This window comes from Microbacterium ginsengisoli (assembly GCF_000956535.1).
GTDB lineage: Bacteria > Actinomycetota > Actinomycetes > Actinomycetales > Microbacteriaceae > Microbacterium > Microbacterium ginsengisoli.
The window spans coordinates 56,096-67,526 of the sequence record NZ_JYIY01000067.1 but is presented as its reverse complement, the minus strand read 5'-3'; the positions used below and the strand labels follow the sequence as shown (position 1 = coordinate 67,526).

Annotated in this window: 8 protein-coding genes and 1 pseudogene; 6 read left to right on the top strand and 3 right to left on the bottom strand. The window is 71.4% G+C overall.

The window, feature by feature from the left end; all coding sequences use genetic code 11:
• From RR49_RS15650 to RR49_RS15105, 3 genes and pseudogenes are all read left to right on the top strand, one after another.
• Positions 1-136, top strand: a pseudogene (locus tag RR49_RS15650) (ISL3 family transposase); the annotation flags it as partial.
• Between the two features lie 421 nt (positions 137-557).
• On the top strand, positions 558-785 hold the full coding sequence (locus RR49_RS05190) for a three-helix bundle dimerization domain-containing protein (protein ID WP_045247000.1): 228 nt from the start codon (positions 558-560) through the stop codon (positions 783-785).
• A complete protein-coding gene (locus tag RR49_RS15105; RefSeq protein WP_048809228.1) occupies positions 760-1,386 on the top strand; it encodes a 4'-phosphopantetheinyl transferase family protein in 627 nt (208 codons plus the stop codon). The genes RR49_RS05190 and RR49_RS15105 overlap by 26 nt, the downstream gene beginning before the upstream one ends.
• Here RR49_RS15105 and RR49_RS05180 read toward each other — a convergent pair.
• From RR49_RS05180 to RR49_RS05170, 3 genes are read right to left on the bottom strand one after another with little or no spacing between them, the layout of a single operon-like run.
• Positions 1,346-2,701: a M1 family metallopeptidase gene (locus RR49_RS05180; RefSeq protein WP_045246999.1), complete on the bottom strand. Its 1,356-nt coding sequence runs from the start codon at positions 2,699-2,701 to the stop codon at positions 1,346-1,348. The genes RR49_RS15105 and RR49_RS05180 overlap by 41 nt on opposite strands.
• Entirely contained in the window at positions 2,698-6,618 is a 3,921-nt protein-coding gene (locus RR49_RS05175; RefSeq protein WP_045246998.1) for a Pls/PosA family non-ribosomal peptide synthetase, read from the bottom strand. The genes RR49_RS05180 and RR49_RS05175 overlap by 4 nt, the downstream gene beginning before the upstream one ends.
• Before the next feature lie 8 nt (positions 6,619-6,626).
• Positions 6,627-7,163 (bottom strand): hypothetical protein, encoded by a 537-nt coding sequence (locus RR49_RS05170; RefSeq protein ID WP_211255141.1) that lies wholly within the window; start codon positions 7,161-7,163, stop codon positions 6,627-6,629.
• Between the two features lie 158 nt (positions 7,164-7,321).
• Here RR49_RS05170 and efeU point away from each other — a divergent pair, with 158 nt between their 5' ends.
• From efeU to efeB, 3 genes are read left to right on the top strand one after another with little or no spacing between them, the layout of a single operon-like run.
• Positions 7,322-8,944 (top strand): iron uptake transporter permease EfeU, encoded by a 1,623-nt coding sequence (gene efeU / locus RR49_RS05165; protein WP_048809227.1) that lies wholly within the window; start codon positions 7,322-7,324, stop codon positions 8,942-8,944.
• Complete coding sequence (gene efeO / locus RR49_RS05160; protein WP_045246996.1) at positions 8,941-10,140, top strand: iron uptake system protein EfeO; 1,200 nt, start codon at positions 8,941-8,943, stop codon at positions 10,138-10,140. Before efeU ends, efeO begins: the two co-directional genes overlap by 4 nt.
• On the top strand, positions 10,137-11,429 hold the full coding sequence (gene efeB / locus RR49_RS05155; RefSeq protein ID WP_045246995.1) for an iron uptake transporter deferrochelatase/peroxidase subunit: 1,293 nt from the start codon (positions 10,137-10,139) through the stop codon (positions 11,427-11,429). Before efeO ends, efeB begins: the two co-directional genes overlap by 4 nt.
• Positions 11,430-11,431: the final 2 nt, after the last annotated feature.

Here is an 11,431-nt window from a genome sequence, read left to right as displayed (position 1 = left end):
AACGGAGGCCATCAACGGCCGGCTCGAGCACCTTCGCGGTTCCGCCCTCGGCTTCCGGAACCTCACGCACTACGTCGCCAGATCGCTCCTCGAAGCCGGCGGATTCAGACCGCTCCTACACTCTCATTCGCGATGAGCCACCAATGTCTCCCGCGGACCCCACCACGGAGATTGTCACGGCGACGCCGGCGATCGCTAGCCCGGCCATTCCGATATCGGCCCACGTGTCGGCTCATTCTCACAATCCGAGCGGGTCCAGGAGTCCAAGGGAGCCGAAGCCCTTCGCGAGCTTCTTCGGCATCTCCTCGGGGGTGAATGCCAGAACGTGGTACCTCGACAACAGCTGCAGCATGTCAGCCAAGTTGCCGTTACTCGAACCGTCATGATCGGGGTCAACGTTGTTCGACAAGTGCCTTTACGTCGCCAACTACGGCGAAGGCCGCAGAAGCTGTTCCCGGAGAATTCCGGGAGCGGCCTCTTCGCATTTCCACCGGATCTTCCGCAGACCCGCGCGCTCTCGTAGGCTGGCGCCGTCGGACCTCTCGGGAAGGTGCACCATGACGAACGAGATCGACGAACGGGCGAGCGTCGCGCAGATCACCGAACGCCTGTCGACCCGGTATCCCCATCTCGACCCTCGCCACGTGGCCAGTGTCGTCGCGGCGGCCTACGACGGCATGAGCACGGCGCGTGTGCGCGACTTCGTGCCCGTGCTCGTCGAGCGCGAGGCGAAGCACAGGCTGCGCGACGAGGAGGCCCGTGCCGATCGCCGCATCCCCGCCTGACGCCGCCGTCGTGACACCCGTCGGGCGCGCATCGCTCGGCGACGTCCTCCTCGCGTGGAGCGCCTCCCCGCCGGAGCACCGTCATGACACGGGTCGCCGCCTGATGCGCGAGCTCGCGCGCGAGCTGGGGGCCGCGGCATCCGTCGACATCGTCTCCGTCTGCACACGCTGCGGGGGCGCGCACGGCCGCCCCCGCGTCACCGCCGGCGACATCGCCGTGAGCGTCACCTACGCCGGGGATCTGGTGGTGGCCGCCGCAGCCCCGCACGACATCGCCGATGAGATCGGGGTCGACGCCGAGAACGAGGGGGCGGATGCCGCTTCGCCCCTCGCCGACCTCGCGCCCCTGTTTGCTCCCGCTCCCCCGCCGACGACCGTCGGGTGGACGCAGATCGAAGCCGCACTGAAAGCCGATGGCCGCGGCATCCGCGTGCCCGTGGGAGACGTGGTCGTCGGCGAGGCGGTGCCGTCCGCGCTGCCGGGCGCCGTCGCTGTCACGGTGCCGGGCCGCGCAGAGCCCGTGCACGTCGCGACGTGGCACGGGATCGACGGCGTCGCCGTCAGCGTGGCGATCGTGGCGTCGTCGACAGCGGAGCCGTGAGCGGCGCCGGCTCCCCCGGTGCGCCACCCGCGGGAAGTTCCGGCAGCGTGGTCTCGAACAGCCACGCGTGCAGCAGTGTGCCCACCTCGGGGCCGGCGATCTCCTCGGCCAGCGCCACGAAATCGTCGGTGCCGACGCTGCGCCCGCGGTGCCGCGACATCCACTCGCGCAGCAGCGTGAAGAACGGCCCGTCGCCGAGCGTGAGCCGCAGCGCCTGCAGGGTCAGCGCGCCGCGCTTGTAGACACGGTCGTCGAACATGTCGTCGGGTCCCGGGTCGGCGAGCAGCAGATCCTGGGGCAGCGACGCGAGCCGCGCGTGATGGGCGAGGGCCTTCTGATGAGCGGATGCCCCACCCGACCGTTCCGACCAGAGCCATTCGGCGTAGCAGGCGAAGCCCTCATTGAGCCAGATGTGCCGCCAGAGCGTGACCCCCACGCTGTTGCCGAACCACTGGTGGGCGAGCTCGTGGGCGACGAGGCGCTCGAGGCTTCCCGCGCCGTCGATGTGGTTGGCGCCGAACACGCCCATCCCCTGCGCCTCGAGCGGGATCTCCAGGTCGTCGGCGGTGACGACGACCGTGTAGGCGGGGTGTGGATAGGGACCGAACGCCTCCTCGAAGACCGCCATCATGCGCGGCACATCGGCCAGGTCTGCGTGCACGCGAGCCTCGAGGGCGCGCGGATAGACCAGATCGACCGCCGGGGCGGTCGCGACCCGTTCGACGACGTAACGACCGATCTGCAGCGCGACGAGGTACGTCGACGTCGGCTCGGGGTGCGCGAAGGACCAGGTCGTTCGCCCACCCCGGGTCGACCGGCGAAGCGCGGGACCGGCCGACACAGTGTAGTCGGCCTCCGTCGTCACCTCGATCGCGTACGTGGCGCGATCACGGGCGACGTCGTTGCACGGGAACCACGTCGGCGCGCCGGTCGGCTGCGAGGCGACGATCGCGCCGTCGGTGAGCTCCTCCCACCCGAGCGCCCCCCACCGGGTGCGGCGCGGGTGCGGCGACCCGGAGTACGCGACCTTGAGGTGGAACCCCTCACCCGCGGCCAGCTCTGCCGACAGCGCGATGCGCAGCTTGCGGTCGCTCTGCCGGAACGTCGCCTTGCGGTCACCATCCACCCGCACCTTGCCGACACGTAGCCCGACGACGTCGAGACTGACCGTGCGGGTGGCGGCGAGCGCACGCCCGTGGAGCACGACCGTTCCCTGCAGCCGGTTGGTCGACACCCGGTAGTCCAGCCACAGATCGTAGTGCTCGACGGCAATCGCCGCGTCGCCGCTCTGCGGGGTGTACGGGTCGACGGTCATACCCGCTCGCTCTGGTAGGCGCGCACCTTGACCGCCCGCCAGGGGCCGATCGGGTTGCCGCTCCACCGCGAGCCGACCGGCACGGCCTCTCCGCGCATCACGAGGGAGGCGGGACCGACGGTCGCATCCGCGCCGATCGTGGCGGCCGGCAGGATCACGCTGTGCGGGCCGAGCGTGCCCCCGGGTTCGATCGTGACGGTGTCGATGCTCATCACTCGATCATGGAACAGATGCGTCTGAACCACACATCCGCGGTTCACCGTCGCCCCGTCGCCGAGGGTCACAAGATCGGGTTCGGGCAGCCAGTAGCTGTCGGTCCACACGCCGCGGCCTACCTTCGCGCCGAGGGTGCGCAGCCACATCGCGAGGGCCGGCGTGCCGGCCGCGCTGTTGGCGAACCAGGGCGCCGCGAGCATCTCGGTGAAGGTGTCGGACACCTCGGTGCGCCAGATGAAGCTCGACCAGAGCGGATGCTCCCCGGGGCGGATGCGACCGACGAACGCCCACTTCGCCGCCGTCGTGACGAGCGCGGCGACCGCGCCCGCGACGAGCAGCACGACCCCCGACAGCAGCACGGCCGCGAGCCCGCCCCAGGCCTGCGAGATCGCGGCCAGGGTGAGCAGCACGCCGAGGCCGAGCCCGCAGGTCACGAACACCGGCACGATGCGGCACAGCTCCCACAACGTGCGCGCCACGCGCAGTCCCGGCCGCGGCCGGTAGGTGCGCTCGAGGTCGCCGTCATTCACGATGCGACGCAGGCGCACGGCCGGCGATCCGAGCCAGGACGATCCGGGCTTGGCCTTGGGCGGTGCGACCGAGAGCACGGCGACCAGGCCGTCCTTCGGCACACGGTGCCCGGCGGCGGCGAGGCCGGAGTTGCCGAGGAAGGCGCGCTTGCCGATGCGCACCGGAGCGAGCCGCATCATCCCGGCACTCAGCTCGTAGGTGGCGACCATGGTGTCGTCGGCGAGGAACGCCCCGTCGTCGACAGTCGTCAGCGAGGGGATCAGCAGCACGGTGGATGCCTCGACGTCGTGCCCGACCCGGGCGCCGAGCAGTCGCAGCCACACGGGGGTGAACAGGCTCGAGTAGAGCGGGAACAGCACCGTGCGGGAGGAGTCGAGCAGGCGCTCGGTCGTCCACGCCTGCCAGGCGATGCGGCTGCGTACCGGGTGCTCACCCTCGCGCAGCCCGAGCGCGAGCAGTCGGACGAGCACCACCACTGCGGCGGCGTAGGCGAGACCTGTCACGAGCACGGCGGGGATCAGCCAGGCCAACGCCCCTGGCACGGCATCTGCGACGGATGCCGCATCCCGCACGCCCTGCGCGAGCACCAGCCCGCCGAGCGCGAACGCGGCGATCGGCAGCAGACCGAGCACGGTCGAGGACGCCGCGTAGGCCCACAGCCAGCGCGTCGGAGCGGGGGGCCGCTCGGTCGCTCCCGGGTGGGCGGCACCGACACGAGCAGCCGGCGAACCCGCCCACCGCTGCGCGGCGCGAACGCGCCCGAACACCGCGGAGCCGGGCGCGATCTCGGCACGACGGCCGATCTTCGTGCCGGGCGCGAGGGTGCTCCGCGCCCCCACCGTCGCCCCCGCACCGATGCGGATGCCGCCGATGCGCACGGTGTCACCGTCGATCCAGTACCCCGAGAGGTCGACCTCGGGTTCGACAGCGGCACCCTCGGCGATGTCGAGCATGCCGGTGACCGGCGGCATCGTGTGCAGGTCGACGCCGCGGCCGATGCGCGCACCGAGGGCGCGGGCGTAGTAGCTCACCCACGGCGCCCCCGCCATCCCGATCGGGTCGATCTGCGCGTGCACCTGCTCCGCGAGCCACAGGCGCAGATGCACCGCGCCGCCGCGCGGGTAGTCGCCGGGCCGCAACCGCCACAGCAGCACGCGGGCGAAGGCGGCGGCGATGGCCATGCGCCCGAACGGCGTCGCGAAGAGCACGAGCGCGAGCAGCACGACGATCCCCGGGGTGTCCGGCAGCCACGTGAACCCCGGCCCCAGCCGCAGCAGCCAGCCCGCCGTGATCAGCCAGGTCAGCCAGCGCAGCCCGCTGAGGATGAACAGGGGCGCTCCGGCGAGCGTCTGCAGCCACTGCATCGCCCGCGGGGTGGGGCGGGGCGAGCTGAAGGTCGTCGGCGCATCGTCGTCGTGCCCCTCGACGGCCGCGGCCATCTGGCGCAGACGCGGGAGGTCGTAGACATCCGCCATCGTGAACTCCGCCGCACGCGCACGGATGCGCGAGACCAGCTGCGCCGCGGCGAGGGATCCGCCGCCGAGCTGGAAGAAGTCGGCGTCGTCATCGGACGGACGGATGCCGAGCACCGCCGCCCACTGATCGGCGAGCCAGCCGGCGGTGCCGGACAGGGAGGAGTCGGAGTCGGCGGCATCCGTCAATGGCCACGGCAGGGCCGCCTTGTCGACCTTGCCGGAGGTGCGCACCGGCAGATCCGGCACGACCGCGAGGAGCGGGATGAGGGGCGCCGGCAGCGAGTGCGCGAGCTCGGCGCGCGCCACGGCGCGATCGAAGTCGTCGGTGGGTACGACGTAGCCCACGAGCAGCGCGAGCCCGTCGTCGGAGTGCTGCACGACCACGGTCGCCGCTGTGACGGCCGACAGCGCCTGCAGCGCCGCCTCCACCTCGCCGAGCTCGATGCGACGGCCGCCGATCTTCACTTGGTCGTCGGCGCGGCCCTGGAAGACGAGTCCCTCGGGATCGGCGCGCACGAGATCGCCGGAGCGGTAGGCGCGCTCCCACCCCAGCGAGGGCATCGGCGCATACTTCTCGGCGTCCTTGGCGGGGTCGAGATAGCGGGCGAGGCCGACGCCGCCGATGATGAGCTCGCCCACCTCACCGTCCGCGACGCGGTCGCCCTGCCTGTCGACGACCGCGAGCTCCCAGCCGTCGAGCGGAAGGCCGATGCGCACCGGAACGGACCCGTCGAGCGGGGCGGCGCACGCGACGACCGTCGCCTCGGTGGGACCGTACGTGTTCCACAGCTCACGATCGGGCGAGACGAGCCGCGCGGCGAGCTCGGGCGGGCAGGCTTCGCCGCCGAAGATCAACAGGCGTACGTTCTCGACCGCGTCCGGCGGCCAGAGCGCGGCCAGGGTCGGCACCGTCGAGACCACCGTGATGCCGTGGCCCACGAGCCACGGACCGAGGTCCTCGCCCGAACGCACCAGCGCTCGTGGCGCAGGCACGAGGCAGGCGCCGTGCCGCCACGCGAGCCACATCTCCTCGCACGACGCGTCGAAGGCGACGGACAGGCCCGCGAGCACGCGGTCACCCGGCGCGAGCGGGGCGTCGGCGAGGAAGAGCCGCGCCTCGGCATCGACGAACGCGGCAGCGGAGCGGTGCGTGACAGCCACGCCTTTGGGCGTGCCGGTGGACCCCGAGGTGAAGATGATCCACGCGTCGTCGTCGACCGCGGGCGGTTCGACGATCGGCACGGCGCTCGTGTTCGGATGGGGCGCCTCACCCGCCAACAGCTCCACCGGCACCGCGGACTCGGAACCGTCGCCGTGCGGCACGAACCGGCCGCCGGAGGTGACCACGCCGGCGACCCCCGCCTCGCCGAACACCAGATCGGCACGCTCCTGCGGGTCGTCGGCGTCCACCGGCACGTACGCCGCCCCGGCCGCCAGCGTGCCGAGGATCGCGATGTAGAGGGCCCGCCCTCCCGACGGCATGCGAATGCCGACCCTGTCGCCGCGACGCACGCCGGCCGCGTGCAGCCGGGCCGCGAACCGCCACACCTCGGCGAGCAGTTCGGCATAGCTGAGCGCTCCCCGGCCGTCGTTGAGAGCGGATGCCGCGGGGTACCGCGCAGCGGTCTGTCGCAGCACGTCGATGAGCGTGCGCGGCGGAGCGGCCTCGGCCCCCCGATCGAGGTAGATCTGCATCGTGGAGGTCAGGAGGACAGCAGCGCGATCAGCTGCGCCTTGGCGAGGCGTGAGTATCCGGTCTTCCCCGCCGCGCGGGCACGCTCGCGCAGCTGCACCGCTGTGAAGGCAGCGAGGTCGACGGCAGGCGCCGCGGCGGGCGTCGCCGCGACGGGGGCCGACGGGACGGGTGCGGGCTTCGCCGTCGATTCGGGCTTCGCCTTCGCCGCCTGCGTGATCTTCCGGGTGACCTTGGCGGTCGCCTTCTCCAGCTGCGAGAGGGCCTCCGACGCCCTCTTCTCGATCTTCTTGGGGCTGCGCGCGATCTTCTTCTTCGAGGTGTTCGCGAGATCCTTGGCGTCTGCGGCGAGCGCTCCGAGCTTCTTCGCCTGCTTCTTCGGCAGCTCCCGACTGAGCGCCTTCGCGTCCTTCGCCGCGTGCGCCGCGGCATCCAGGGCTGCCATGGCAGCCTTCGTCGCCTTCTTCTTCTCGGACATCTCGACCTCGACTCTCGGCAGGGCGATGACAGGGTGCCGCTGCGCGGGAGCAGGGTAGCGCAGCAACAAGAACGGCAGGCGAACAGCGGGATGCTCGGCGTCACAACCTGGGGTTTGGTTATGCACGGCCCGCTCAAGTGGACGCCGGAGGGAAGGTCGTCCTATGTTAGGTAAGCCTTAGCTCATAAGGAATTCATCACCTCGTCGCGAAAGCGAGTGCGTCCGGCATGCTCGCCACCCTGGTCATCGGTCTGCGTGAAGGCCTCGAAGCGGCCCTGATCGTCGGCATCATCGCCGCGTTCCTGCGCCGCAACGGCCGCAGCCTCGTGCCGATGTGGCTGGGCGTGGGCGCGGCCGTGATGCTCTCGCTGATCATCGGCGTCACGCTCAGCCTCATCGAGGTCGCCCTCCCCCAGGCCGCGCAGGAGGGTCTCGAAACGATCATCGGGGCCGTCGCCGTGGTCTTCGTGACGCTCATGATCGTCTGGATGAACACACACGCCCGGGGGATGCGGGCAGAGCTCGAGTCCGAGGCACAGCACGCCCTCGGCCGCGGTGGCGCGACCGCTCTCGCCGTCATGGCGTTCCTCGCGGTGCTCAAGGAGGGCTTCGAGACGAGCGTCTTCCTGCTCGCCACGTTCTCCGCCGCCCAGTCGGCCGGTCTCGCCGCGCTCGGCGCCGTCGTCGGCATCGCGCTGGCCGCACTGCTCGGCTGGGGCATCTTCGCCGGCGGGGTGCGCATCGATCTCGGCCGCTTCTTCCGCCTGACGAGCGTGTTCCTGGTGCTCGTCGCGGCGGGCCTCGTCGTCACCTGCCTGCGGACCGCGCACGAGGCCGGCTGGCTCAACGCGGGCCAGCAGCGCACGATCGACCTCAGCGCGATCGTGCAGCCGGGCAGTATCCAGGCCGCGCTGCTGACCGGCGTGCTCGGAATCCCCGCCGACCCGCGTCTCATCGAGGTCGTCGCCTGGGTCGCCTACCTCGTTCCGGCGCTCTGCTACCTCTTCTGGCCGCGTCGCGCGCGCCCGAGCGCCGCCGGGGCGCAGCGCCTGCGCTGGGTGCTCGCGACCGGATGCCTCGTGCTCGCCGCCGCCCTCGCGCTCACGGCGTGGCTCATCCCGTCGCCGCAGGTCTCCTCTCTCACGCTCGTCGACCAGGCCTCCCAGGCTCCCGCCGGCTCGGTCGTGATCGCCGGTTCCGGCGCCGCGCGCAGTGCGGCGTTCACCTACGCCTCGGGCGCGACCGCCGATCTGCCGCTCGACGCCTCGACCGCGGCATCCGACACTCACCTGGGCGTCACCACGCAGCATTGGCAGCAGACGGCGACGACGAGCCCCGACGGTGCGCCGTCGACGATCACCCTCGACGCCCTGATCACGCTCGCCGGCGGCCGCGTGCCCGTCGGCATCAGCGCTGTGCAGAACCCTGGCCCCTTCACCGCGCAATGGAACCGCACCGAGGTCGACGAGGTGTGGCTCACCGGGGCGGGGCTGCTCGACGCGAGCGCGCATTCCACCCTCACCGTGACCCTCACCGGCGGTGGGCTGCAGAACGCCCGTACCGTGAGCGTGACCGACACCGCAGCGATCGACGCGGTGACCGCCCCCGACGCCCAGAGCGTGGCGAGCGCGGCGGCCACAGCCGTCGAGCAGGGTGAGGGAGAGCGGGTGCTCTGGGGCGCCGAGGTTCCCGGCGCACTCGTGATCGCCGCCGCCGTGCTGGTGATCAGCGCCCTGCGCCACCGTGCCCGCGCCCCGCGGGGCTCGCACCCCGCACCGAGCTCTCCCCCACCCGAACCGCCCACCCCGGCGATCAGCATCGCTGCCGCCGACCACGGAAGGACCTCATGAACGTCCGCCTCCTGGCCCCACTCACCGCCGCCGCCACCCTCGCCCTCGTGTTGAGCGGATGCAGCGCGGGAGGCGCGCCCTCCGCGACCGCCTCCGGCGGCGCCACCCACGTCGCTGTGACGCTCACCGGCGACAACGGGGGCACCTGCAGCCTCGACACGGCGACTGCCGCCGCAGGTCCGGTCACCTTCACGGTGACGAACCAGAGCGCGACCTCCATCACCGAGATCGAGCTGCTCAGCGGCGACAGGATCGTCGGCGAGAAGGAGAACCTGGCGCCCGGCCTCTCCTCCGCGAGCTTCACCGTCACCCTCGACGGCGGCAGTTACCAGCTCTACTGCCCGGGCGCCGCCACCGAAACCATCCCCTTCAGCGTCACCGGCCAGGCCGCGACCCCGACCGGCAGCGCCGCATCGCTGATGGCCGAAGGCACGCAGGGCTACGCGACCTACGTCGATGGCGTCGTCGACAGCATGGTGACCGCGGTCGCCACCCTGAAGTCTTCGATCGACGCCGGCGACCTCGCGAAGGCGCAGGCCGACTACGCGCTCGCGCGTCCGTTCTACGAGCGCATCGAGTCCGATGTCGACGGGTTCGTGCTGCCGGGCCACTCCGCAACCGACAACGCGGGCAGCCTCGACTACCTCATCGACATGCGCGAGTCGAACCTCGATCCCGCCGTCGGCTGGCACGGGTTCCATGCCATCGAGCGCGACCTGTTCCAGGCCGGCGCGATCACGGCGTCGACGACGCAGCTCGCGGCCGAGCTCCTCACGAACGTCACCACGCTCGACTCGCTCGTGAAGACGCTCAGCTACAAGCCGGAGGACCTCGCGAACGGTGCCGCGAGCCTCCTCGAAGAGGTGCAGTCAGGCAAGATCAGCGGCGAGGAGGAGGCGTACAGCCACATCGACCTCGTCGACTTCGCCGGCAACGTCGAGGGTGCGCAGCAGGCGTTCGCCTACCTCGAGCCCGGGCTCACCACGCTCGACTCCGGGCTGACCCAGCAGATCTCCGCGCAGTTCGCCGCCGTCAACAAGCTGCTCGACGGCTACCGCGATCAGAGCGCGATCGGCGGCTACGTGCGTTACACCGACGCCGTGAAGGCCGCGGACGCCGTGACTCTGAGCCGTGCGGTGCAGGCCCTGCAGGAACCGCTTGCGCAGATCGCGGAGAAGGCGGCGACAGCATCGTGAGCGCGGCCGTGCCGCCGCGGGAGCCGTCGTCACAGGAGTCACCGGATGCGGGGGTCTCCCGCCGCGGACTGCTCCTCGGCGCCGCAGCCGGCGGCCTGGTGGCGGGGGTGGCGACCGGTTTCGCCGGCGGGCGCGCCGTCGCGGCGCAGCCGACCGCGTCGTCGGGCGACGTCGTGCGGCTCGACAATGCGGTCTCGTTCTACGGCGACGCCGAGCAGGCGGGCATCCGCACCCCTCCGCAGCGGCACTGCGTGTTCATGACGTTCGACCTGACCACGTCCTCACGCACCGAACTGCAGACCCTGCTCGCCACCTGGTCGGCGGCGAGCGCTCAGCTCATGCGCGGCGCCACGATCGGCCAGGTCGAGCCGTCGCAGCCGAGCGCCATCGGCGACGACACCGGCGAGGCCGTCGACCTCGACCCGGCGTCGCTGACCGTCACGATCGGTCTCGGTCCGCGTGTGTTCGGCGACGAGTACGGTCTCGCGGCTCAGAAGCCGCCGCTGCTGCGGGAGCTCTCGCAGCTCCCGAGCGAGGCCCTGGATCCGTCGCTCACCGGCGGCGACCTGTCGGTGCAGGCCTGCGCGGACGACCCCCAGGTCGCCTATCACGCGGTGCGGTCGCTGGCCCGCATCGGCAAGAAGCTCGGCGCGGCATCCACCCGATGGACGGTGACCGGCTTCGGGCGGGCCTCAGCCGGAAAGGGGCAGTCGACGCCGCGCAATCTGATGGGCTTCAAGGACGGCACGCGCAACATCGTCGACGACGCGGACTTCTCGCAGTTCGTCTTCACCGGTGATGGTCCCGACTGGCAGCGCGACGGCAGCTACCAGGTCGTGCGCAAGATCCAGATGCGCATCGAGAACTGGGACACCGACCGGGTGTCCGACCAGAACCGTGTGTTCGGGCGCCACAAGCTCAGCGGCGCGCCGCTGACGGGCACGGTGGAATCCGACACCCCGGATTTCTCGAAGACGGATGCCTCGGGCGCACCGGTGATCGATCCGACGGCCCACATCCGGCTGGCCGCGCACGAGAACAACAACGGTCTGAAGATCCTCCGCCGCGGGTACAACTACACCGACGGCATCAACCAGTACGGGTTCCTGGACGCGGGCCTGCTGTTCATCAGCTACCAGAAGGACCCCGCGCAGTTCGAGACGCTGCAGCGCCGTCTCGGCTCGTCGGACGCACTGAACGAGTACATCTCGCACATCGGCTCGGGCATCTTCTTCGTGCCGTCGGCAGCCCGGTCGGGGACATACCTCGCGCAGGGCGCGTTCGCCTGAGT

What these genes read in the sequence shown, in the direction of transcription:
- RR49_RS05175 (WP_045246998.1), bottom strand. Translation starts at nt 6,618, where the DNA reads ATGCAGATCTACCTCGATCGGGGGGCCGAGGCCGCTCCGCCGCGCACG.
- efeU (WP_048809227.1), top strand. Translation starts at nt 7,322, where the DNA reads ATGCTCGCCACCCTGGTCATCGGTCTGCGTGAAGGCCTCGAAGCGGCC.
- RR49_RS05180 (WP_045246999.1), bottom strand. Translation starts at nt 2,701, where the DNA reads ATGACCGTCGACCCGTACACCCCGCAGAGCGGCGACGCGGCGATTGCC.
- RR49_RS05190 (WP_045247000.1), top strand. Translation starts at nt 558, where the DNA reads ATGACGAACGAGATCGACGAACGGGCGAGCGTCGCGCAGATCACCGAA.
- efeO (WP_045246996.1), top strand. Translation starts at nt 8,941, where the DNA reads ATGAACGTCCGCCTCCTGGCCCCACTCACCGCCGCCGCCACCCTCGCC.